Annotated in this window: 23 protein-coding genes; 15 read left to right on the top strand and 8 right to left on the bottom strand. The window is 72.9% G+C overall.

Features of this window, described 5'->3' with window-relative positions; translation table 11 throughout:
• The first annotated feature begins 4 nt into the window (after positions 1-4).
• From H0524_RS15320 to H0524_RS24910, 3 genes are all read left to right on the top strand, one after another.
• Complete coding sequence (locus tag H0524_RS15320; protein ID WP_180199230.1) at positions 5-1,534, top strand: APC family permease; 1,530 nt, start codon at positions 5-7, stop codon at positions 1,532-1,534.
• Positions 1,531-2,121, top strand: coding sequence for an N-acetyltransferase (locus H0524_RS15315; protein ID WP_018725568.1), 591 nt, complete (start codon positions 1,531-1,533; stop codon positions 2,119-2,121). The genes H0524_RS15320 and H0524_RS15315 overlap by 4 nt, the downstream gene beginning before the upstream one ends.
• A gap of 257 nt (positions 2,122-2,378) precedes the next feature.
• Positions 2,379-2,507 carry a hypothetical protein gene (locus H0524_RS24910; RefSeq protein WP_018725569.1) on the top strand — a complete coding sequence of 43 codons (129 nt, stop codon included), beginning with the start codon at positions 2,379-2,381 and terminating at the stop codon, positions 2,505-2,507.
• Between the two features lie 111 nt (positions 2,508-2,618).
• Here H0524_RS24910 and H0524_RS15310 read toward each other — a convergent pair whose 3' ends face one another.
• Positions 2,619-3,086 (bottom strand): general stress protein, encoded by a 468-nt coding sequence (locus H0524_RS15310; RefSeq protein WP_180199272.1) that lies wholly within the window; start codon positions 3,084-3,086, stop codon positions 2,619-2,621.
• Between the two features lie 259 nt (positions 3,087-3,345).
• On the opposite strand from H0524_RS15310, the gene H0524_RS15305 reads away from it, so the two are divergent.
• Both H0524_RS15305 and H0524_RS15300 read left to right on the top strand, forming a co-directional pair.
• On the top strand, positions 3,346-4,287 hold the full coding sequence (locus H0524_RS15305) for an NAD(P)/FAD-dependent oxidoreductase (RefSeq protein WP_180199271.1): 942 nt from the start codon (positions 3,346-3,348) through the stop codon (positions 4,285-4,287).
• 167 nt (positions 4,288-4,454) lie between these two features.
• On the top strand, positions 4,455-5,309 hold the full coding sequence (locus H0524_RS15300; RefSeq protein WP_180199229.1) for a hypothetical protein: 855 nt from the start codon (positions 4,455-4,457) through the stop codon (positions 5,307-5,309).
• Positions 5,310-5,364: 55 nt separating this feature from the next.
• On the opposite strand, the gene H0524_RS15295 is transcribed toward H0524_RS15300, so the two are convergent.
• The 4 genes from H0524_RS15295 to H0524_RS15280 form a co-directional block, all read right to left on the bottom strand.
• Positions 5,365-5,745: a DUF6401 family natural product biosynthesis protein gene (locus H0524_RS15295; protein WP_180199228.1), complete on the bottom strand. Its 381-nt coding sequence runs from the start codon at positions 5,743-5,745 to the stop codon at positions 5,365-5,367.
• A 224-nt stretch (positions 5,746-5,969) separates the two neighbouring features.
• Positions 5,970-6,227 carry a hypothetical protein gene (locus tag H0524_RS15290; RefSeq protein WP_011905647.1) on the bottom strand — a complete coding sequence of 86 codons (258 nt, stop codon included), beginning with the start codon at positions 6,225-6,227 and terminating at the stop codon, positions 5,970-5,972.
• A gap of 88 nt (positions 6,228-6,315) precedes the next feature.
• Positions 6,316-6,777: an SRPBCC family protein gene (locus H0524_RS15285; RefSeq protein ID WP_180199227.1), complete on the bottom strand. Its 462-nt coding sequence runs from the start codon at positions 6,775-6,777 to the stop codon at positions 6,316-6,318.
• Between the two features lie 52 nt (positions 6,778-6,829).
• Positions 6,830-7,246, bottom strand: a complete 417-nt coding sequence (locus H0524_RS15280) for a DUF2795 domain-containing protein (RefSeq protein ID WP_180199226.1) — start codon at positions 7,244-7,246, stop codon at positions 6,830-6,832.
• Between the two features lie 112 nt (positions 7,247-7,358).
• Here H0524_RS15280 and H0524_RS15275 point away from each other — a divergent pair, with 112 nt between their 5' ends.
• A complete protein-coding gene (locus tag H0524_RS15275) occupies positions 7,359-7,772 on the top strand; it encodes a ChaB family protein (RefSeq protein WP_180199225.1) in 414 nt (137 codons plus the stop codon).
• 50 nt (positions 7,773-7,822) lie between these two features.
• On the opposite strand, the gene H0524_RS15270 is transcribed toward H0524_RS15275, so the two are convergent.
• Positions 7,823-9,256: an aldehyde dehydrogenase gene (locus H0524_RS15270; RefSeq protein ID WP_180199270.1), complete on the bottom strand. Its 1,434-nt coding sequence runs from the start codon at positions 9,254-9,256 to the stop codon at positions 7,823-7,825.
• Positions 9,257-9,344: 88 nt separating this feature from the next.
• Here H0524_RS15270 and H0524_RS15265 point away from each other — a divergent pair, with 88 nt between their 5' ends.
• Complete coding sequence (locus tag H0524_RS15265) at positions 9,345-10,934, top strand: phytoene desaturase family protein (protein ID WP_375372005.1); 1,590 nt, start codon at positions 9,345-9,347, stop codon at positions 10,932-10,934.
• A gap of 91 nt (positions 10,935-11,025) precedes the next feature.
• Here H0524_RS15265 and H0524_RS15260 read toward each other — a convergent pair whose 3' ends face one another.
• On the bottom strand, positions 11,026-11,793 hold the full coding sequence (locus H0524_RS15260) for a polyprenol monophosphomannose synthase (RefSeq protein WP_018725579.1): 768 nt from the start codon (positions 11,791-11,793) through the stop codon (positions 11,026-11,028).
• A gap of 398 nt (positions 11,794-12,191) precedes the next feature.
• Here H0524_RS15260 and H0524_RS15255 point away from each other — a divergent pair, with 398 nt between their 5' ends.
• From H0524_RS15255 to H0524_RS15220, 8 genes are read left to right on the top strand one after another with little or no spacing between them, the layout of a single operon-like run.
• Positions 12,192-13,997 carry an HAD-IIIA family hydrolase gene (locus H0524_RS15255; RefSeq protein WP_180199223.1) on the top strand — a complete coding sequence of 602 codons (1,806 nt, stop codon included), beginning with the start codon at positions 12,192-12,194 and terminating at the stop codon, positions 13,995-13,997.
• On the top strand, positions 13,994-14,971 hold the full coding sequence (locus H0524_RS15250) for a glycosyltransferase (protein ID WP_180199222.1): 978 nt from the start codon (positions 13,994-13,996) through the stop codon (positions 14,969-14,971). Before H0524_RS15255 ends, H0524_RS15250 begins: the two co-directional genes overlap by 4 nt.
• On the top strand, positions 14,956-16,176 hold the full coding sequence (locus H0524_RS15245) for a glycosyltransferase (protein WP_180199221.1): 1,221 nt from the start codon (positions 14,956-14,958) through the stop codon (positions 16,174-16,176). The genes H0524_RS15250 and H0524_RS15245 overlap by 16 nt, the downstream gene beginning before the upstream one ends.
• A complete protein-coding gene (locus H0524_RS15240) occupies positions 16,173-16,937 on the top strand; it encodes an SIS domain-containing protein (protein ID WP_180199220.1) in 765 nt (254 codons plus the stop codon). Before H0524_RS15245 ends, H0524_RS15240 begins: the two co-directional genes overlap by 4 nt.
• Positions 16,938-16,939: 2 nt before the next feature.
• Positions 16,940-18,451 carry a PfkB family carbohydrate kinase gene (locus H0524_RS15235; protein ID WP_180199219.1) on the top strand — a complete coding sequence of 504 codons (1,512 nt, stop codon included), beginning with the start codon at positions 16,940-16,942 and terminating at the stop codon, positions 18,449-18,451.
• On the top strand, positions 18,448-19,134 hold the full coding sequence (locus H0524_RS15230) for an SDR family oxidoreductase (protein ID WP_180199218.1): 687 nt from the start codon (positions 18,448-18,450) through the stop codon (positions 19,132-19,134). The genes H0524_RS15235 and H0524_RS15230 overlap by 4 nt, the downstream gene beginning before the upstream one ends.
• Positions 19,131-20,117: a glycosyltransferase family 9 protein gene (locus H0524_RS15225; protein ID WP_180199217.1), complete on the top strand. Its 987-nt coding sequence runs from the start codon at positions 19,131-19,133 to the stop codon at positions 20,115-20,117. Before H0524_RS15230 ends, H0524_RS15225 begins: the two co-directional genes overlap by 4 nt.
• Positions 20,101-21,084, top strand: coding sequence for a DNA topoisomerase IB (locus H0524_RS15220; protein WP_180199216.1), 984 nt, complete (start codon positions 20,101-20,103; stop codon positions 21,082-21,084). The genes H0524_RS15225 and H0524_RS15220 overlap by 17 nt, the downstream gene beginning before the upstream one ends.
• A gap of 84 nt (positions 21,085-21,168) precedes the next feature.
• On the opposite strand, the gene H0524_RS24905 is transcribed toward H0524_RS15220, so the two are convergent.
• Positions 21,169-21,291: a hypothetical protein gene (locus H0524_RS24905; RefSeq protein WP_255435967.1), complete on the bottom strand. Its 123-nt coding sequence runs from the start codon at positions 21,289-21,291 to the stop codon at positions 21,169-21,171.
• Positions 21,292-21,352 lie beyond the last annotated feature (61 nt).

Genomic DNA, 21,352 nt, shown 5'->3' with positions numbered 1-21,352 from the left:
GTCAATGCCCTCGTCAGCAACCATAGAAAAACCGAGCAACGTCTCTGATGCGCTGGCCCGTGGCCGGCTCGGTGTGCCATCGGTGGTCTTTTTCGTCCTGTCCGCAGCCGCGCCACTAACCGTGGTGGCGGGTGTGGTGACCACCGGCTACGGCGTCATCGGCGTGCTCGGCATCCCGCTGGCCTTCCTCATGGTCGCCGCGTTACTCGCCCTCTTCTCCGTTGGCTACGTGACAATGGCCCGCCGGCTGGTAAACGCCGGCGCCTTCTACTCGTACATCTCCCGCGGGTTGGGTCGTCCGGCCGGTGTCGGCGCCGCCTGGGTGGCGCTGATCGCGTACAACGCCCTGCAGGTCGGGTTGTACGGCACCATCGGCGCCGCCGCCGAACCGGTCCTGGACCGGCTCTTCGGAGTCAGCGTGCAGTGGTGGCTGGTGGCCCTCGGTGCCTGGGCGTTCGTCGCCGTGCTGGGGCTGCTTCGGGTCGACATCAACGGCAAGGTCCTCGCGGTGCTGCTGCTCGCCGAGATTGCCGTGGTCCTGGTGTTCGACATCGCCCAGCTGGGCAACCCCGCCGGTGGCGAGGTCAGCTTCGCCGCCTTCGCACCGGACAACCTCTTCGTCCCCGGCCTCGGCGCGGTGCTGGTGCTGGCGATCCTCGGTTTCGTCGGGTTCGAGGCAGCGGTGGTGTTCAGCGAGGAGAGCAAGGATCCCCGCCGAACGGTGAAGGTGGCCACCTACCTGTCTATCGCGATTATCGCGGGCCTCTACGCGCTCTCGTCCTGGAGCATGACCGTCGCGGTCGGGCCGGACCAGATCTCCGAGCAGGCCGGCGAGCAGAGTGTCGCGTTGATCTTCAACCTGGCCGCCGAGCACCTCGGCGACACGGTCGTGACCATCGGCCAGGTGCTGTTCCTGACCTCGGTGGTGGCCGCGATGATCTCCTTCCACAACACCACCGCCCGGTACGCGTTCGCCCTCGGCCGGGAGCGGGTGCTGCCGGCGGCCTTCGGGCGGACCTCGCCGAGCAGCGGCGCCCCGCGCACGGCCTCCCTCGCCCAGAGCGCTCTCGGCCTGGTCGTGATCCTGCTGTACGCGGTCAACGGGTGGGATCCGATCGTGCAGCTCTTCTTCTGGTGCGGCACCAGCGGTTCGTTCGGGGTGCTGCTGTTGATCGCCACCACCTCGATCGCGGTGATTTCCTACTTCGCCCGTAACGGCCAGGGGGAGTCGCTGTGGCGGCGGGCGGTGGCGCCCGGGCTCGCCGCGGTGGCGTTGCTGGGTGTCTTCACCCTGGCGGTGCTCAACTTCGCCGACCTGCTCGGCGTCCCGGCCGACCACACCCTGCGCTGGGGAGTCCCGATCGCGTACCTGGTGGCCGCGCTGCTGGGCGTGGTGTGGGGGCTGGTCCTGCGGGTCAGCCGTCCGGTCATCTACGCCCGGATCGGGCTCGGCGCGGAGAGCGCCGCCACGGCCCTGCCGGAGACGTCCGAGTCACGGGCAGCGGCGCCGGAGCAGGCGGAGGCCCGGCGGTGACCGGCATCGGTGTCGAGCGGCTCGGGCCGGAACGGACGCAGCTGGTCGCGGAGCGGATCGCCGCGGCATTCCTGGTGCTCGACGCGCCGCGCTGGCTGGTGCCCGACGAAGGCAAGCGGGAGGCGGTGCTCGCCGGACAGTTCGAGATCCTGGTCGACCATGCGATGCGGCACGGCCTGGTCTTCGGCACCACCGACCTGACCGGGGTGGCCGTCTGGTTCCCCGCGATCGGTGCGGATCCGGCGCCGCCGCCACCGGACTACGATGCCCGGCTCGCCGCGGTGTGCGGCGAGTGGACGGATCGTTTCGCCCACCTCGATGAGCTCTTCGCCGCGAACCATCCGCAGCCCGACCACCACCACCTCGCCTTCCTCGCCGTGCAGCCGGACCGGCAGGGCCAGGGCGTGGGCACCGCGCTGTTGCGGCACCACCACGCGTGGCTGGACGCCAACCGGATGCCCGGATATCTGGAGGCGTCCAGCGAGCTTGGCGTCGAGCTCTACGCCAAGCACGGCTACCAGGTACGTGAGCCGTTCCGGTTGCCCGACGGCACGCCGTTCTGGCCGATGTGGCGGGAACCCCGCTGATCTGATTTGGCGGTGGCCGGGCCCTGCAGCCCGGCCACCGCCCGCTCGTCCCCGCGCCCCGGCCTCCCGCCCGCCGGGGCGAGCAGGTGGCTCGGCACGGTTACTCCCTGCCCCGGTGGGTAACTCATTCCTCGGTGCGTCCAGCGGGGGAGCGCAACAGCCTTCGCGGCAACGGGCGCGTCGCCCTGATTCGGACCGACATCCCGACTGGCCGGCAGCCGGACGGGACTAGCCCCGAGCATCGAGGAGGCCAGTCAATGCCCGGTGAGACGAGGAACCGCGGAACCGAGGACCGCCCATCGGCGGCCGAGGGGGAGCGGGGGGCGCTGGTGGCCGTCCTGGTGATGGTGCTCCTGGGCGTCGCGGGCATATTCGCGCTGTCCTGACGTGGTGCGTGTACCCCGGCCGCCGCTGGCGGCCGGGGTACACGCGGTGTCGGTCCGGCACCGTCCTTCCAGTCCTTCCACCCGGCCAGCAGCCGCGTGCGCTGGTGAGGGTTAGTCCGGTTGTCGCTGCGGTGCCTGCAGGTGGAGCCGGCCCAGCAGCTGACGGGCCTGCTCGGCATACTGCTGATCAACGATGACCGCGTACTGGTTGGCGCGCAGTGAACTGGCCGAGGTGAAGTCGCGGCGACCGCCGGTCATCGCATGCGCCACCGCCCCGAACACCGCACCCCAGATCGCTCCGATCACCAGACCGGCGAGGACCACCGCGAGCCAGTTCCCCGCGGTGAAGATGCCGAACAGCAACCCGATGAAGAGACCGAACCATGCGCCGGTACCGGCACCGAGCAGCCCCGCCCGCCCGGTGCTCAGCCGGCCGAGGACCGTCTCGACCAGGGTGAGGTCGGTGCCGACGATGGCGGTGTGCTCCACCGGGAACCGGTTGTCCGCCAGGTAGTCAACAACCCGCTGGGCGGTGCGATAGTCCGGATATGAGCCGATAGTCATCGTCGGCGGCCCCATCCCCGGCCCGTCGCCGTCGCCGCTGGGGGGCGACGGATGACCCGCCGGACCGGAGGGGATGGTGTCGCCGCCCGGTAGTCCGGGACGCCAGGCCGAGGTCGGACGCGAAGGTGTGTTCATGAGTCTCCTCCTTCGTCAACCAGCCACGTTCCCCCTCGGCCAAGGGGGTAACCCGTGCTCGCGCCCCGGCGGGGCCGAACCAGGGTGGCGGCGCACCGGCGGCCAGTAGGCTCGACCGGTGTCCGGGGAAGCGGCAGGCGTGGTGGTGGTCGGCGCGGGCCTGGCCGGGGTGGCGTGCGCCCGTGAACTGGCCCGGGCGGGCGTACCGGTGCACCTGCGGGAGCGGGGGCGGGTGGCCGGCGGACGGATGGCCAGCCGGCGTTTCGCGGGGCGCCCGGTGGACCTGGGCGCCGCGTACCTGACGGTCAGCGACCCGGGCTTCGCCGCGGTGCTGCGGCAGTGGCGGGCGGCGGGCCTGGCCCGCGAATGGACCGACACCTTCTTCGCGTACCGCGGTGCAGGCCGGCGGGAGGTGGCGGGGCCCATGCGCTGGGCCGCACCCCGCGGGCTGCGCTCGCTGGTGGAGCAGCTCGCCCAGGACCTGCCGGTGGACCTCGGCCGTCCGGTGCACCGCGTCGGACCCGGCCCGACCGTGGATGGGCAGTCCTGCGCGGCGGTGGTGCTGGCCATGCCCGGCCCGCAGGCGGCGCCGCTGCTGGACCCGGCCCTGACCACCGCGACCCGGGCCACGCGAGCCCAGGGCTGGTCGCCGTCGCTCGCCGCGATGCTGCGCTTCCCGGAACGTTGTTGGGGCGAACTACGCGGCGCCTTCGTCAACGCCCATCCGGTGCTCGCGCTGGTCTGCGATGATGGCGACCGCCGGGGCGACGCGGCACCGGTTCTCGTCGCGCACAGCACCCCGGAATTCGCCGCCGCGCACCTGGCTCAGCCCGCCGCTGCGGCCTCCGCCATCGAGCTGGCCGTTCGCGACCTGCTCGCGTTGCCGATGTCGGCCGAGGAGCTGTACGTGCACCGGTGGACGTACGCGAAGCCGACCGTGGAAGTGACGGCTACGTACCACCTGGACGACGACGGGATCGGCCTGGCCGGTGACGCCTTCGGCCCGCCCCGTGCCCAGACCGCCTGGCGCTCCGGCCACGACCTGGCCCGGGCCCTTCTCGCCCGCGGAACCGACCAGTAGCACCGCACCCCGCGCCGGTGTGGGTTCGGCAGCCTTGGCTACGGAGCGGTCTTCGTCGGCAGCTCAAGGCGACCCCGCGACGGCCCGGAAAACGCCGAGGATCGCTACGGAGTGCCGGTGCGGTGACGGGGTATGCGCGCGAGGTAGTCCATGTGAAGGAGGGCATCATGCCGGAAACCCTCGCGGTGCGGCAGGTCGACATCGGGGCCGCCTTGACCGATATGTGGCGGGCGGTGCTGTTGTTCATACCGAGAGCCGTCGCGTTCATCGTGATCCTTGTGATCGGATGGCTCATCGCCCGAGCCGTCCTCAAAGCGGTGGACGCGGCGCTGGAACGGGTGAACTTCGACCGCGCCGTGGAGCGTGGCGGCATCAAACGGGCCCTGGCGCGTACCAGGTACGACGCCAGCGACATCCTCGCGCGGCTCGCGTACTACGCCGTACTGCTGTTCACGCTGCAGTTCGCCTTCGGGGTGTGGGGACCCAACGCGATCAGTGACCTGATCAGTGGCGTGGTGGCCTGGATACCCCGAGCGTTCGTGGCGATCGTCATCGTGGTGGTGGCCGCGGCCATTGCGAGCGCGGTCCGTGACCTGGTCAGTGGGGCGCTCGGCGGTCTCACGTACGGCCGGGTCCTGGCCGATGCGGCGGCCGTCTTCATCCTGGCCCTCGGTGTGATCGCGGCGCTGAACCAGGTTGGCATCGCCACCACGGTGACCACGCCGGTGCTGATCGCCGTGCTCGCCACGGTGGCCGGCATCCTGATCGTGGGTGTCGGTGGTGGTCTGGTCAAGCCGATGCAGGGCCGCTGGGAGGGCTGGCTGAGCCGGATGGCCGAGGAGGGACGGGCTGTCCAGCAGCACCGACAGGCACAGGGAGCCGGCCGTAGCGACGTCGAACGGCAGATGGCCGACCGGACCGGGCCCGAACGGGAACGGGCGCAGGAGAAGTCCCACGAGGCGGCGACCGCGGGTAGCGGTGGTCGCAGGTCGGGCGATGACACCCAACAGTTCGACCGTTGAGCGGCGACCGGAGGACGGGGGTGGTCACCATCATCGGGGCCACCCCCGATTCGGTTCAGAGCGGCGGGAGCGGGGCCGGCCGGGGACCGTCCAGGGATCTGGCCAGGGCGGCGACCGCGAGGAGGCGGGTGAGGAGCCAGTCCGGCGGCGCCGCCCAGTCGATCGGCCCCGCCGGCGGATGCCAGTCGTGGGCCCGGGCGGCGGCGTGGATTCCCTCCGTGTAGCCGGCCAGGGCAGCGACCGTGAGCGGCCGGTGATCCCCATTCAGGCTCTCCCGGACCGCCGCGGCGTGCTGGTCGACCAGGGCGAGGAGCCCGGGCCGCGCTGCCGCCGCAGCCAGGCCGTCGGTGCCCACGGTGCTGGACAGCGACGCCAGCGTCGAGCGGGCGGCGTCAGCGAGCAGGCGGGGGTTGACCCGTTCCAACGGTGCGCGCATGGGGAACGAGACTAACCCGCGGAACGGGTGGTTGACCTCGCCTGGTCAGCGGTTTTGTTCCTCGACCGGTTGGCCGACCCGGGCCGGTGTCCCGGCCCCGCCGAAGCGATGCGGGACCTGCCGAGGGGCGCCCAGCGCTCGCGCCGGTGCCGGTGCGTCCTGTCGGTAGGGGCGCACCGGCACCGGGAGAACCGACCCCGGTGGGCGCAGGTCGGTGTTCGAGATCACATGGTGTCCGGTCCGGTCCGCCCGGTCGTGGACGGGCGATAGGCCCGGTCCGGGTCAGTCGGTTCCCGGCCGGTCCCGGCGGCCTGGCCGCCGCGGTCCACCGCCTGGGGACCGTGCCCGAAAGCGGCCTCCTCGCCGGCGTCGTTCGCGGTCACGTCGTCGGCCTGGCCGTCCATCGCCGAACGCGCGATGGCCCGGTCCAGCTCCGCCAGGGGAGTCCGCTCCTCGTCACGCCACGCCTTGTCGTCGGTCATACCTTCGGCGGTACCCGACTTCCAGCCGCGCGAAACCCGCCGACGGCCCCCGGTCGTGCCGGGGGCCGTCGGCGGGGAGCGCTACGGGTCAGGGCTGCGCGCGGTCGACCTTGCCGCGCCAGGCACCGGTCGCATGGTGGCGCTCTTCGATGAACTGCTTGAACCGTTCCAGGTCACCCTTGGCCCGGTGGTCCACCACGCCGAGCGTGTCGCCAGCGTGCTCCACCGCGCCGTGCGGCTCGAACTCGAGCTGGAGCGTGACCCGGCTGGTGCTTTCGTCCAGCCGGTGGAAGGTGACCACCCCGGCGTGCTGGGTGCCACCGATCGAGCGCCAGGCGACCCGCTCGTCCGGGAGCTGCTCGGTGATCTCGGCGTCGAACTCGCGCCGTACCCCGGAGATCTCCACGGTCCAGTGGGTCATCGTCGGGGAGAGGTGCCGCACCTCCTCTACCCCCTCCATGAAGTGTGGGAACTCCTCGAACTGGGTCCACTGGTCGTAGGCGGTGCGAATCGGGACGGCGACATCCACGTATTCCATGACACCACTCATCAGCTCCTCCTCCCCGCCGTTTTCGGCGGCTCGGTCCGGGTGACGTCCCGGGTTACCAGCGGGTCGTCTCGTTGCGGTGGCCGAGCGCAGCCCAGATCTCCGAGACCGTCTGGTAGCGGGTCCCCGTGGGTAGGCGTTCCAGCGCGGCGACCAGGTCGGCCGGAGCGTCGTTGTCCCGTGCGTTGGCGACCAGGGTCTCGCGGTCGCCCGGCAGGGCGGTCATCGTGATGAACCGCCCGAGCCGGCTGCGGGCCTCGACATCGTCGGAGCTCATGCCCTGCGGGCTGCCGCTGCGCAGCGCGCCGGCCGGCGCCGTCCTGGGCTCCGGTTGGTCCTCGCCCGCCGGCTCCGGCTGACGGAACTCGTTGACCCGCGAGCCGGCCGCTCCTGGACCCTGTACGAGGCCGCTGACCTCGCTCTCCATCTCGTCGTCGAGCCTCGGTCCGTGCTTGCTGCTGCCGCGTTCCATGTCTTCTGCGCTACCCGACGGGCTCCGGGGGTAAACCCCGGACAGATCCGGTTTGTCGGATCGGCCGTGGGGAAAGATCACTGTAGACGCACTGACGTGGAGGAGGATCGAGATGCCCGGGCGGGAGGACATGCCCAGTACGCTGCGACGCTCCCCAGACAAGGCGCAGCGTACCTGGGAGAAGACCCACGACTCGGCCCTGCAGACGTACGGCGGGGGGGAGCGGGCCAGCCGGACCGCGTTCGCGGCGGTCAAGAATGAGTTCGAGAAGGTCGGCGACCACTGGGAGCCGAAGGGCCGCAAGGGTCCGAGTGACCGACAGGCCGCCGGTGGCGGTCCCCGGCGCCGCGCGGCGACAGCGGGGGGCGTTGACGCGAACGCCAGCAAGGATCACCTGTTGCGGGTTGCCCGCAAACTCGACATCTCCGGCCGGTCAACCATGACCAAGCCGGAACTGGTGCAGGCGATCGAGAAGGCCAACAACCGGCGGACCGCCCAGGCCCGGCAGCAGGGCCGGAGCCGGTAGACCCCGGCTGAGCGCCGTGACACCACCCTTTCGGCGCCGGGTGGCCCACTTCACCAGTGTCCGCCGCCCGGCGCCTGAAGGTGGACCACCTTGGTGGCGGTGAACTCGTCGAGCAACTCCGGCCCGTACCCGAAGCCCTGCCCGCTGCCCCGACGCGGATGCGCAGCCCCACCCGGCGCCCCGCCGAAGACAGCGTTGATCTTCACGGTGCCGACCGGGAGGTCCCGGCAGGCGCGCTGCGCATGACTCATCGACCCCGTCAGTACGGTCGCGGCGAGCCCGTACGGCGAGTCGGCCGCGCACCGGAGGCCCGCCGAGAACGAGTCAACCACCACGACCGGGGCGACCGGGGCGAAGGTCTCGTCGCGAACCAGGGGCATGTCCTGCCGGCAGTCCGTGACCACCGTTGCCGGGTAGAAGGCACCCGGGCCATCCGGTAGCGTGCCGCCGACCCGAAGCTGGGCTCCCTGCGCCACCGCGGCCGTGACCTGCCCGTGTACGTGGTCGCGGTGCCGCCGGTCAACCAACGGGCCCAGCTCCGTCGCCGGATCGACGCCCGGTCCGGTACGCAGGGCCCGCGCCCGGTCGACCAGGGCGGCAACGAAGTCCTCGGCCACATCCCGGTGTACGTAGATCCGCTCCACGGCAACGCAGATCTGGCCGGCGTTGGCGAACGCACCCATGGCGGCCTGCTCGGCCGCCCACTGTGGGTCCACGTCCGCGTCAACGACGAGCGGGTCGCAGCCACCGTTTTCGAGGAGCACCTTCGCCCCGGTCCGGGCCGCCGCGGCGGCGATCGTCCGGCCGGTGGCGGTCGAACCGACGTGGGCGAGCACGTCCACCGGCTGGGCGGCCAGTGCCGCGCCCACCTCTGGCCCGCCGGTCAGTAGCGAGAGCACGCCGGGCGGTAGCGCCGTGTCCACCGCCTTCGCCAGCAGCCATCCGGTCGCCGGAGTCCGTTCGCTGGGCTTGTAGAGCACCACGTTGCCGGTGACCAGCGCCGCGCCGAGCAGGCCACAGGAGACCGCGATCGGATCGTTCCAGGGGGTGATGGCGGCGACCACACCGCGCGGCTGTGGCAGCATGAAGTCGATCGCCTCCGCGGCGCCGTGTAGGGTCCGGCCACCGCGGATCGGTGCCAGTTCGGCGTACTGGCGCAGGGTGGCCACGCCCGCCTCCACCCCGCCCCGCGCATCCGCGAGCGGCTTGCCCATCTCCACGGTGGTGGCCTGCGCCAGCTCGGCGGCGGCCGTCGCCACCGCGTCCGCGGCCCGATGGAGGGCGGCGGCCCGTTCCGCCGGAGGTGTCCTGGCCCACTCGGTGGCGGCGCTCCGTGCCGCCGCCACCGCCCTGCGGACCTCCTCCGCCGTCGCCACCGGCACCGAGCTGACCGCAGTGCCGTCGGCCGGGTCGTGGACGACCAGGTCGCCGCCCTCGCCGCCGGCCCCCCACACCCCGCCGATGAGCTGAGTAACCGTGTACATGCGGCGGTAGATGCCCCGGGTAGCCCCGGGCAAACGCTAATCGTTCCCGGAGACCGCTGGCTAACATGATCGAGTGAGTCGAGTCGATGTGGCGTCCCCGGACGCCATCGTCATCGGAGCGGGCCACAACGGCCTGGTGGCCGCCAACCTGCTCGCCGACGCCGGCTGGGACGTGCTCGTGCTGGAAGCGACCGGGGCGCCCGGTGGCGCGGTCCGGTCAGCCCAGGTCACCGCACCCGGCTACCTGAGCGACCTCTACAGTTCCTTCTACCCTCTTGGCTACGCGTCGCCGGTGTTACGCGGGCTGGGCCTGGACCGGTACGGGCTGCGGTGGCGACATGCCCCAGACGTGTTGGCGCACCTGCTGCCGGACGGGCGGGCGGCGGTGCTCAACCGCGACCCGGAGACCACCGCCGCCTCCCTGGAGAGCTTCGGGGCTGGTGACGGGGAACGGTGGCTGACGGCCTACGACGACTGGCGCCAGGTGGGCGGCCCGGTGTTGGACGCCATCACCACCCCCTTCCCGCCGGTGCGCAGCAGCCTCGCGTTGCTACGCCGGCTGCGGGTCGCTGGCGCGCTGCGGCTGGCCCGCCGGTTGGTGACACCGGTACGCCGGCTCGGCGACGAACTCTTCACCGGAGCGGGCGGGACGGCGCTGCTCGCCGGCTGCGCGCTGCACACCGACCTGGCCCCGGAGGAGGCCGGCTCCGGGGCGTACGGGTGGCTGCTGGCCATGCTCGGTCAGCAGGTCGGTTGGCCGGTGCCGGACGGCGGTGCCCAACAGATCACCGATGCGCTGGTGGCCCGGCTCACCGACCGGGGCGGCCAGCTCCGCTGCGGCGCGCGGGTGGATCGGGTGCTGACCGCCCGGGGGCGGGCGATGGGCGTCCGGACCGAGGACGGCGGGCTCTGGCGGGCCCGCCGCGCGGTGCTCGCCGACGTGCCGGCACCCGCGCTCTATCTGGATTTGGTCGGGGCCGACGTCCTGCCGCCGCGGCTGGTGGCGGACCTGGCCCAGTTTCGCTGGGACGGCTCGACGCTGAAGGTCGACTGGGCGCTCTCCGCCCCGGTGCCGTGGCGCAACCGGGCGGTCGCCACCGCCGGCACCGTGCACCTCGGAGCCGATCTCGACGGGCTGACCAGCTATGCGGCGGCGCTGGCCCGCGGGGAACTCCCCCGGGACCCGTTCCTGTTGGTCGGGCAGCTGACGGTGGCCGACCCCAGCCGTTCACCACCCGGTACCGAGTCGCTGTGGTCGTACACCCACCTGCCGTTCCGACGGCGGTGGCGGGTCGAGGAGATCGCCGCGCAGGTGCAGCGGATGGAGCAGGTGCTGGAGGAGGCCGCCCCGGGCTTCCGCGCGCTGGTGGTGGGCCGGCACGTGGCGGGACCGGCGGACCTGGAGGCGGGCGACCCGAGCCTGGTCGGCGGGACAATCGGTGGTGGCACGGCCGCCGCCCACCAACAGCTTTTCTTCCGCCCGATCCCGGGACTCGGCCGCGCCGACACCCCCGTTGACCGGCTATTTCTGGCCAGTTCGTCGGCGCATCCCGGCGCCGGGGTCCACGGGGCGCCGGGTGCGAACGCGGCGCGGGCGGCGGTGGCCCGCGACGCCGCGTTCACCGGTGGTGTGTACGCGGCGACAGTCGGCGCCGCCCAGCGCGCGGTCTACCGCTGACCGTGGCGCGGCGTGGTGCGAACCCCGCCGCCACCGCGCCCGTCTCGACGCGCTACCGGAAACTGGCCGTGACGCCGTCCCGGCGGCCAGCTCAGCGTTCGACGTTGCGGTGCTTGCTGCGCAGGCGGAACGGCATCAGGGCACTTTCAATCTTGGTGGCGGTGGTCATCTTCGAGGCGCCGTCTCGCCGCTCCTCGAACCGGATCGGCACCTCCAGGATCGTGTGCCCCAGCTTCGTGGCCAGGTAGTGCATCTCCACCTGGAAGCTGTACCCATTGGACTGCACCCGCTGCAGGCCGATGTCGCGCAGCGCGTCGGCCCGCCAGATCTTGAAACCGGCGGTGAGGTCGCGGATCCGTACCCGTAGCAGGGTGTGTACGTACAGGTTCGCCCAGCCACTCAATGCCCGCCGGTAGAGCGGCCAGTTCTCGTCCAGCTCGCCACCCGGCACGTAGCGGGACCCGATCACCACACCCGCCTGGGTGGACAGCAGTGCGCCCAGCATGCCCGGCAGCGCGTCTGGTGGGTGGGACAGGTCGGCGTCCATCTGCGCCACGAACTCGGCGCCGTCGTCGAGGGCCCGCCCGATGCCGTCCACGTACGCCCGGCCCAGGCCCTCCTTGCCGGCCCGGTGGACGACCTCGATCCGGCCCGGGTGCTCCAGGGCCAGCTTGTCCGCGACCTCGCCGGTGCCGTCCGGCGAGTTGTCGTCGGCCACGAGGACCTTCAAGCCCGGCAAGGGTAGCGCGAGTAGCTGTTCCACCAGCGCTGGAAGGTTGCCCACCTCGTTGTAGGTCGGCACTACCACGGTCAGGCGCACGTCCCGCCAGGGCGACGGCAACTGCACGGGTTCACTCATGTCGGAAATCCTTGTTTCGCGGGCTTGGCTCCCTGCGAGGGTAGCCAGTGCCCCGGTACGTCGTGTGACTGCTCCCTGGCCTTGGCCCGGCCCACGTTGTCTGTTAACGCCCAGCGTTGCCCGGAGGACACGCTTGGTTAGTGAAAGGCCCTGCAATGCGGGCAATCGGGTAGTTTGTGCACGAATGCTGGGGCGCGGCGAATCGGCGCACGGGCCCGGTGGTTTCAGCAAGCGGGATGGGCGGCCGGTGGTCGGGTTAGCTTCTCGCGGGCGGCGGGTAAGTCCACCACGGGGCCGAGACCGCGTTCGGGGTCGAGTCCGCCCTCGGTCATCGCCTCCCCGGGGCGGTGGCGTCGGCACCGAGGTTTACTCCCCGGGGCCCCGGGAACCCGCCGGCCGTGCCACAGGTGGAGCCGGATCAGCGTAGGTCGGCCCGGGTAGCATCCCGCCCCGGCCGGCTTGGTGGGGTTCCCCGCCTCTTTGACGCGGTGCTGCTGGACCGGGATGGCACCCTCATCGAGGACGTGCCGTACAACGGGGACCCGGATCGGGTACGGCCGATGCCAGGGGCGCGGGCGGCGCTGGATGCGCTCCGCGCGGCGGGCTTGCGGCTCGCGGTGGTGACGAACCAGTCCGGGCTGGCCAAGAAGCTGTTCACCAGGGCGCAACTGCGGGCCGTGCATGCCCGGGTCGAGCAGCTGCTCGGCCCGTTCGACGCCTGGCTGGTCTGCCCGCACGACGATGCGGACCGGTGCGACTGCCGCAAACCCGCGCCCAGACTGGTCCACTCCGCCGCCCGCCGGCTCGGCACCACACCGCAACGGTGCGTTCTGATCGGTGACATCGGCCGCGATGTCACCGCTGCCCTGGCGGCCGGCGCCCAGGCGGTGTTGGTGCCCACGCCGCTGACCCGACCCGCCGAGACCAGCGCCGCCCCGTGGGTCGCCGTGGATCTGCCGACCGCGGTAGCCGAGATTCTTCGTCGGCAGACCGCGGTTGCCCCGGCCTCCCACCAGTCCACCGCTGCGTCGGCGGCCCCGCCGCCCCTGGCCGCTGTTGGCTCCGCGTCGCCCCCGCTACCAATGGGGTCCACGTCGCCCCTGGTCCCGGCAGGGCCGGGCCGGCCGACACGCGCCAGCGGAGGCACCGGAACCGTTCTTGTCGTTCGCTCCGACTCGGCTGGTGACGTCGTCGTAACCGGCCCGGGTATTCGGGCTGTCGCCGCCCACGCGCGCCGAGTCGTCCTGCTGTGCGGACCGCGGGGTCGCGCCGCCGCCGACCTCCTACCCGGCGTGGACACCGTCGTGGTGCACCAACTGCCCTGGATCGATCCGGTGCCCGCACCGGTCACCGGGCCGGACATTGCCGCGCTCACCGCCACCCTCGCCGCCGTCAACGCCGACGAGGCGATCATCTTCACCAGCTACCACCAGTCTCCCCTCCCGCTGGCGCTGCTGCTGCGTACCGTCGGCGTGGAGCGCATCAGCGCGATCAGCGACGACTACCCCGGGAGCCTGCTCGACATTCGCCACCGCGTCCCGGTCGGCGTCCCCGAGCCCGAACGCGCGCTCTCGCTCGCCGCCGCCGCCGGATACCCCCTACCGCCCGACGACGAACCGGCCCTGCGGCTGCGGCCCGTGCCGCCGCCGCCCGCGCCGGCGGGCGCACCGGGCTACCTGGTGTTACACCCCGGCTCGGCGGCACAGTCCCGGGGGCTGCCGCCGGACCTGGCGGTGGAGCTGGTCCGGACGCTGGTCAATGCGGGCCACCGGGTCGTGGTCACCGGCGGTCCGGACGAGGTGGCGCTGACCGCCCAGGTGGCCGGCGGACTCGCCGTTGACCTCGGCGGCGGGACCGAGCTGGCCGAGCTGGCCGCGACCGTCGCCGGCGCCGCCGCGGTGATCGTCGGCAACACCGGTGCGGCCCACCTCGCCGCCGCGTACGGCATCCCGGTGGTCAGCCTCTTCGCCCCGACCGTCCCGTTCGGTCAGTGGGGACCGTGGCGGGTGCCGACCGTTCGGCTCGGGGATCCGGACGCCGCCTGCCGTGGCACCCGCGCCGCCACCTGCCCGGTGCCCGGCCACCCGTGCCTGAGCCGAATTCGGCCCGAGGAGGTGCTGACCGCACTGACCCTGCTCGGCGTGGCGCCGTCCCGGCCGCCGAGGTCGGCTGGGGCCACCGCCCTGGCCCGGAGCGGCCGATGAACATCCTGCTCTGGCATGTGCACGGCTCCTGGACGACGTCGTTCGTCCACGGCAAGCATCGCTACCTGGTGCCGGTCACCCCCGACCGCGGTCCGGACGGTCGCGGTCGGGCCCGTACCTACCCCTGGCCGGAGAACGCGGTCGAGATCACCCCGGCGGAGTTGGCCACCGCCGAGGTGGACCTGATCCTCCTGCAACGCCCCGAGGAGGAGGCCCTGGCCACCGGGTGGCTGGGCCGTCGGCCGGGCCGCGACATCCCGGCGATCTACGTCGAGCACAACACCCCGAAGGACGGTGCGGTGCCGAACAGCCGACACCCGATGGCGGACCGTGCCGACCTGCTGATCGCCCATGTGACCGCCTTCAACCAGCTCTACTGGGACACCGGTGGCACCCGAACGACCGTGGTGGACCACGGGGTCGTACCACCGAGGGTCGGCTACAGCGGCGAGCTGGAGCGGCTCGCAGTGGTGATCAACGAACCGGTTCGCCGGTGGCGGGTCACCGGTACCGACCTGCTGCCCCGGTTCGCCGAGCTCGCCCCGCTGGACGTGTTCGGCCTGAAGGTGACCGGGCTCGCCGACCGGCTGGGACTGCCCCCCGACCGCGTGACCAGTCACGACGACCTGCCCCAGGCGCGGATGCACGCCGAGTTGTCGCGGCGGCGGGCATACCTGCACCTGTGCCGCTGGACCTCGCTCGGGCTGAGTCTGATCGAGGCGATGACGATCGGAATGCCGGTCGTCGCGCTCGCCACCACCGAGGCCGTGATGGCGGTGCCGCCCGGGGCCGGCGCCCTCGCCACCCGGGTCGACGACCTGCTCACCGCCACCGGTCAGTTGCTGGCGGACCCGGTGAGCGCCCGCCGGGCGGGGGCTGTCGCCCGGCGGGCCGCCCGGGACCGGTACGGCCTGGACCGTTTCCTCACCGACTGGGACCGGCTGCTGGAGGAGGAAGTATGCGGATCGCGATGATCTCGGAACACGCCAGCCCGCTCGCGGTCCTCGGCGGGGAGGACGCCGGCGGCCAGAACACGCACGTCGCCGAGCTCTCCGCGGCGCTCGCCGCAGCCGGCCACGAGGTCCGGGTCTACACCCGCTGGGACGCCGTTGACCTGCCGGGAACGGTTCGCTGCCCGGACGGGTACGAGGTGGTCCACGTCCCGGCCGGCCCGGCCGAGCCGCTCGCCAAGGACGCCCTGCTGCCACACATGCCGGAGTTCAGCCACTGGCTGACCGAACGGTGGCGTGGCGATCAGTGGACCCCGGAGGTGGTCCACGCGCACTTCTGGATGAGCGGCCTCGCCGCGCTCGCCGCCGGCCGTAGGACCGGGGTGCCGGTGGTGCAGACGTACCACGCGCTCGGCGTGGTGAAGCGGCGGTACCAGGGCGTGCAGGACACCAGCCCGGCCCGCCGCATCGGGTACGAGCGGCAACTCGGTCGCGCGGTGGACCGGGTGATCGCCCAGTGCCAGGACGAGGTCGGCGAGTTGGTGCGGATGGGGGTGCCCCGGTCGCGGATGACGGTCGTCCCCTCCGGAGTCAACCTCCGTACCTTCGCCCCGCTGGGGCCGGCCGCCGCACGCGACGACGGCCGCCCCCGCATTCTCACCGTGGGGCGGCTGGTCGAGCGGAAGGGCTTCCAGACCGTGGTCCGGGCGATGGCCCACGTGCCGGAGGCGGAGTGCGTGGTGGTCGGCGGCCCGCCGGCTGGGCTCCTCGAAGCCGACCCGTACGCAGGCCGGCTCCGCGCCCTGGCCCACAGCTGCGGGGTGGCCGACCGGGTCAAGCTGGCTGGCGCGGTGCCCCGGGAGGAGATGGGCCACTGGTACCGGTCCGCGGACCTACTGGTGGCCGCGCCGTGGTACGAGCCGTTCGGGCTGACCCCGCTCGAGGCGATGGCGTGCGGCGTGCCGGTGGTGGGAACCGTGGTCGGGGGAATCCGGGACACCGTGGTGGATGGGGTGACCGGTGACCTCGTACCCGCCCGGGACCCCCGGGCGCTCGGTACCGCGATCCAGCGACTGCTCGACGACCGGATCCGTCGGTTCGGGTACGCGGCGGCGGCGTTGGATCGGGCTCGGGAGCGCTACGCGTGGGCGGCCACGGCGGAGCGGCTGGTGGACGTCTACGGCGACGTGACGGCCCTCGGCCGGGCGACCCGGGTGGTGGCCGGATGACTCCGCCCCGGTCGCTGCTGGAGGAGCACCTGGCGGGCCTCGCCGCCGCGCTGCCCTCGTATCGGCGGGCTGCCCAGCTACTCCCCGCCTGGGGAGCCGAGCTCGCCCGTACCCTCGCTGGCGGTGGTCGGCTGCTGGTGGCCGGGAATGGCGGTAGCGCCGCCGAGGCGCAACACCTCACCGCCGAACTCGTCGGCAAGCTCCGCGCCGACCGCCAGCCCTTCTCCGCCATCGCCCTGCACGGCGAGACCAGCGCCCTTACCGCCATCGGCAACGACTACGGCTACGACCAGGTCTTCGCCCGTCAGGTGCACGCCCACGGTCGCCCCGGTGACATTCTCCTGCTGTTGTCCACCAGCGGCCGGAGTCAGAACCTCCTTCAGGCCGCGCAGGCCGGTCACCAGGTCGGCCTGCGCTGCTGGGCGCTGACCGGCCCCGCTCCCAACCCGCTGGCCGGTCTCTGCCACGAGACCCTCGCCGTTCCCGCGCCGGACGGGCAGATCGTCCAGGAACTGCACCTGGTCACCAGTCACCTGCTCTGTGAGTACACCGAGCAGGCGCTGCCGGTGGTCCTGGCCGCCACCGCGGGTACGCCGGAGGGGCCGCCGGTGGCGGGGGTGCCGGGGGAGCCGGTGGCAGGGGTGCCGTTGACCGGCCTGGAGGCCGAGGTGCCGGCCAACCTACCGGCCGCCGGGCCGGTACGGACCGGGGTTGAGGTGGTCCCGGAGGACGGGCAGCAGGTCGAGGGGATGAGGAGGTAGGTGTGAGGGGACCCCTGGTGGTGGTCGGCGACACCCTGCTCGACCGGGACGTGGAGGGGGCGGTGAACCGGCTCTGTCCGGACTCGCCGGTGCCGGTGCTCGACGAGACCGCGTCCACGGACCGGCCGGGTGGTGCCGGTCTGGCCGCGATGTTCGCGGCGGCGGCGCCGGACACCGAGGTCGTCCTGGTGACCGCCCTGGCCGACGATGCCGGTGCCGCCCGGCTCAGCTCGCTCCTCGCCGCAGCCGGCGTCGGGGTGTATGCCCTCGGGTTGGCCGGCGGGACTCCGGAGAAGGTCCGGTTGCGGTCGCAGGGCCGGGTCCTGCTGCGCCATGACCGCGGCGGTGCCGTCGGTGCGCCCGGCCCGCCGGCGGAGGCGGTGCTGCGGGCCATCGCCGGGGCCGCCACCGTGCTGGTCAGTGACTACGGCCGTGGAGTGGCCGGGCAGCCGGCACTGCGGGCGGCGTTGGCCGGCACCCGGGCACCGGTGGTCTGGGATCCGCATCCCCGGGGGCCGGCCGCGGTGCCCGGGGTGCACCTGGCAACGCCCAACGAGTCCGAGGCGCGCGATCTGGCGAAGGTGCCGCCGGGCGAGACTCGGCTGGTGACCGCCTCGCGGGGCGCACTGGAGTTGCGTCGGCGGTGGCGGGCGCGGGCCGTCGCGGTGACGATGGGCGGCGAGGGAGCGCTGCTCTGCCACGCCGGGCCGACGCCGCTGATCGTACCCGCGGTATCCACAGCGGACGGTGACACCTGCGGTGCGGGGGATCGGTTCGCGGCCACCGCCGCCCTCGCCCTGGCCCGGGGTGCGTTGGTCTCCGAGGCGGTGCAGGAGGCGGTCGCCGAGGCCTGTGCGTACGTGGCGGGTGGGGGAGTGGCGAGCATGCTGCCGTCACCGGTGGGGCCGTTGCCATCAGTGGTGCCGGGGGTCCCGGCCGAGCGGGTCGGCGTGGCGGCTGCCGCCACCGTCGTCGCCGAGGTCCGCGCCGCCGGCGGCACCGTCGTCGCGACCGGCGGCTGCTTCGACCTGCTGCACGCGGGGCACGTGGCGACCTTGCAGGCCGCCCGTCAACTCGGCGACTGCCTGGTGGTCTGCCTCAACTCCGATGCCAGCGTCGCGGCGTTGAAGGGTCCGGACCGGCCGGTGATGCCGCAGGGGGACCGGAGCCGCCTCCTCGCCGCCTTGAGCTGTGTCGATGCGGTCGTGGTCTTTGGCGATCCGACTCCGCAGGCGGCCCTGACCTGGCTCCGGCCGGATATCTGGGTCAAGGGGGGCGACTATGCCACCGGTGGTGGCGAACCAGTGCTGCCGGAGGCGGAGCTGGTGCGGCGGTGGGGTGGGCACACCGTGGTGGTGCCGTACCTGGATGGGCGGTCGACCACCGACATGATCGCCGCTGCGTGCCGGCGGGGTGGCGCCAGCGCCACCACCTCGGCGGCAACCACGGTGCTACGGGGAGACCCGCCACCCGCGGCGGCGGCCCGGTCGCACCGGTCGGCGGGGATCCGATGAACGCCGGGTACACGGTCCTGGTGACCGGCGGGTCGAGCGGGCTGGGCGCAACGGTGGTCTCGGCGGTGGCCGAGGCGGGTGGGCGACCGCTGGTGCTGGACCGGCTGCCCCCGGCGGAGGGGGTGCCGTGGGCGGCCTGCGATCTGGCCGACACCCGGGCGGCCGAGGCCGCCACCCGAGAACTCGCCGCGGATCATGGCGGCCTGGACGCCGTGGTGACGGCGGCCGGAATGGATGTACCGGGTCGGCTGGCCGACCTGCCGGGGGAGGTCTGGGACCGGATCGTCACGGTGGACCTGCTCGCCACCGCCGCCGTCGTCCGGGCGGCACTGCCGTTCCTCGAGACGTCCCGGGGCCGGATCGTCACCGTCGCCTCGACGCTGGGGGTCAAGGCGGTCAGTGACGCGACGGCGTACTGCGCGGCGAAGTTCGGGGTGGTCGGGTTCACCCGCTCCCTCGCCGCCGAGCTCGCCGGCCGGGTCGGCGTGACCCTGCTCATCCCCGGCGGTATGCGCACCGCCTTCTTCGACGACCGCGACCCGCAGTACCGACCCGGGCCGGACGCGATCCTCAACGATCCCGCCGACACCGCCGCCGCCGTCATGTTCGCCCTGACCCAACCCGCCGGCTGCGCCGTCCGGGAGTTGGTGGTCTGTGCCGAACAGGAGTCCTCCTACCCGTGATCCTGATCCTTCGTGCGCTGGGCCTCGGCGACCTCGCCACCGCCGTGCCGGCCCTGCGTGCCCTGCGGGTCCGCTACCCCGACGAAAGACTGGTCCTGCTCGCCCCGAGCTGGTTGGCCCCACTGGTCGAGCTGATCGGCGGTATTGACGAGCTGGTCGACACCGCCGATCTGGCTCACCTGCGCTGGTGTGGCCCCGCCCCCGACCTGGCGGTCAATCTGCACGGCCGCGGGCCCGAGTCACACCGCCTGCTGGTCGGTACCCGCCCCCGCCGGCTGTTCGCCTTCGCCAACCGGGCCGCCGGGCACCACGACGGCCCCTCCTGGCGGGCCGACGAGCACGAGGTCCGCCGGTGGTGCCGCCTCCTGGCCTGGCATGGTGTTCCGACCGACCCGACGGACCTGGGTCTGCGCCGGCCAGCGCCGGGCCGGACCCCGACCGGGGTTACCGTGCTGCATCCGGGCTCGAAGATCCCGGGCAAACGCTGGCCGGTGGAGCGGTTCGCGGCCCTCGGCCGCCAGCTCGCCGGCGCCGGCCATGAGATCGTCATCACCGGCGACGCCGCCGAGCGCCCCCTCGCCCGCCGGGTCGCGCAGCTCGCCGGGCTGCCCGGGCACACCGTACGAGCCGGCCGTACCGACCTGCGCCACCTCGCCGGCCTGGTCGCCCACGCCCGCCTGCTGGTCAGCGGCGACACCGGCATCGCCCACCTCGCCACCGCCTACGGCACTCCCTCGGTGGTCCTCTTCGGTCCCCACTCGCCGGCCCACTGGGGGCCACCACCCGAACGGACGTGGCATCGGAGCCTCGGGGCGGACGGCGGCGGGGACGGTGCGGAGCGGGACGGTGCGGAGCGGGACGGTGCGGAGCGGGACGGTGCGGAGCCCCATCCGACGTTGGCGGCGATCAACGTTGACCAGGTGCTGGTCGCCGTGGCCGAGGTGGAGCGGACGGTACGGACGACCGGTGCGACTGCGGCGTAGTGACCCGGGCCGGCCCGGCTACCGGCGCCACCGGCGGGGCCGGGGCTGGGGGTTCTGCGATCCGGCCGGCGAGCCGGTCCGTGATCCGGATCGGCTGGCCCGCCTGCGTGACCTTGTCATCCCGCCGGCCTGGCAGGACGTGTGGATCTCGCCGCATCCGAACGGGCACATCCAGGCCATCGGAGTTGACGCGGCTGGTCGCCGACAGTATCTGTACCACCCGGAGTGGCGGCGCAAGCGGGATGAGGCGAAATTTGACCACGTGCTCGAGGTGGCCCGGCGGTTGCCCCGGTTGCGCGAGCGCATCGCGGCGGACCTCGACGGTCGGGGACTGAACCGAGATCGGGTGCTGGCCACGGTCGCTCGGCTGTTGGATCTGGGTGCCTTCCGGGTGGGCAGCGAGCGGTATGCGGCCGGCGACGATCCGACGTTCGGGGTGTCCACCCTGCGTCCGGAGCACGCCCACGCCCGCCGTGGCTGCATGGTCCTCGAGTTTCCGGCGAAGGGCGGAGTCGAGCAGGTTCGGTGGATTGAGGACCCGGTGCTGTGCCAGGTGTTGGCCAACCTGCGGCGTCGACGCCGCGCCGCGGCTCGGCTCTTCGGCTACTGGGACGGCCGGCACTGGCGGGACGTGCGCCGAGACGATGTCAACGGGTATCTGCGGGTGGCCAGCGGTGGTGAGATGACCGCGAAGGATTTCCGGACCTGGCACGCCACCGTCCTGGCGGCCACCGGGCTGGCCGCTGCTGGCGGAGAGCGGTCGACCACCGCTCGCCGCCGCGCGGTGGCCGCGGTCATGCGTGAGGTGGCGGTGCTGCTCGGGAACACGCCGACGGTGGCCCGTACGTCCTACGTCGACCCCCGGGTCGTGGACCTCTACCACGACGGGGTGCTGGCGCCGGTCGGTCGGTGGATGCCCCGCGAGGATGCCGAGCGGGGGGTCCTCGAACTGCTGGCCGAGACCTGATCGATGGCGGGCGCCCCCGAGTCGGGGCAGCCAACCCGGGCCGCGTCGGCGGTCTGGGACGGCCGGTGGTGAAGCGGGTCGGGCTCAGCGGCGGAACATCGCTCGGATCGCGGCGACCAGCAGCAGGCCGCCCACCACCACGCCGAGGAGGCGTACACCGGGGACGTCGGCCGGGCTTGTCGCCTCGGCCAGAAGTGCGGAGTCCATTCCTGAACTCTCCCGGGCCGGTTGCCACCCAGCAACTGTTAGGTTTATTGACTATTTATTT

The organism is Salinispora sp. H7-4 (genome assembly GCF_013416675.1).
GTDB lineage: Bacteria > Actinomycetota > Actinomycetes > Mycobacteriales > Micromonosporaceae > Micromonospora > Micromonospora vitiensis.
Note: the sequence above shows the minus strand (reverse complement) of the source record. Positions and strands in the feature narration are given on the sequence as shown.

Excerpts from the sequence above, each read along its gene's own strand:
- H0524_RS15310 (WP_180199272.1), bottom strand. The coding sequence starts at position 3,086 with ATGGGGCCGCCGACGATGACTATCGGCTCATATCCGGACTATCGCACC.
- H0524_RS15320 (WP_180199230.1), top strand. The coding sequence starts at position 5 with ATGCCCTCGTCAGCAACCATAGAAAAACCGAGCAACGTCTCTGATGCG.
- H0524_RS15275 (WP_180199225.1), top strand. The coding sequence starts at position 7,359 with ATGCCCGGGCGGGAGGACATGCCCAGTACGCTGCGACGCTCCCCAGAC.
- H0524_RS24905 (WP_255435967.1), bottom strand. The coding sequence starts at position 21,291 with ATGGACTCCGCACTTCTGGCCGAGGCGACAAGCCCGGCCGACGTCCCC.
- H0524_RS15270 (WP_180199270.1), bottom strand. The coding sequence starts at position 9,256 with ATGTACACGGTTACTCAGCTCATCGGCGGGGTGTGGGGGGCCGGCGGC.
- H0524_RS15240 (WP_180199220.1), top strand. The coding sequence starts at position 16,173 with ATGACTCCGCCCCGGTCGCTGCTGGAGGAGCACCTGGCGGGCCTCGCC.
- H0524_RS15295 (WP_180199228.1), bottom strand. The coding sequence starts at position 5,745 with ATGCGCGCACCGTTGGAACGGGTCAACCCCCGCCTGCTCGCTGACGCC.
- H0524_RS15230 (WP_180199218.1), top strand. The coding sequence starts at position 18,448 with ATGAACGCCGGGTACACGGTCCTGGTGACCGGCGGGTCGAGCGGGCTG.
- H0524_RS15285 (WP_180199227.1), bottom strand. The coding sequence starts at position 6,777 with ATGAGTGGTGTCATGGAATACGTGGATGTCGCCGTCCCGATTCGCACC.
- H0524_RS24910 (WP_018725569.1), top strand. The coding sequence starts at position 2,379 with ATGCCCGGTGAGACGAGGAACCGCGGAACCGAGGACCGCCCATCGGCG.
- H0524_RS15245 (WP_180199221.1), top strand. The coding sequence starts at position 14,956 with ATGCGGATCGCGATGATCTCGGAACACGCCAGCCCGCTCGCGGTCCTC.
- H0524_RS15260 (WP_018725579.1), bottom strand. The coding sequence starts at position 11,793 with ATGAGTGAACCCGTGCAGTTGCCGTCGCCCTGGCGGGACGTGCGCCTG.
- H0524_RS15250 (WP_180199222.1), top strand. The coding sequence starts at position 13,994 with ATGAACATCCTGCTCTGGCATGTGCACGGCTCCTGGACGACGTCGTTC.
- H0524_RS15280 (WP_180199226.1), bottom strand. The coding sequence starts at position 7,246 with ATGGAACGCGGCAGCAGCAAGCACGGACCGAGGCTCGACGACGAGATG.
- H0524_RS15290 (WP_011905647.1), bottom strand. The coding sequence starts at position 6,227 with ATGACCGACGACAAGGCGTGGCGTGACGAGGAGCGGACTCCCCTGGCG.
- H0524_RS15300 (WP_180199229.1), top strand. The coding sequence starts at position 4,455 with ATGCCGGAAACCCTCGCGGTGCGGCAGGTCGACATCGGGGCCGCCTTG.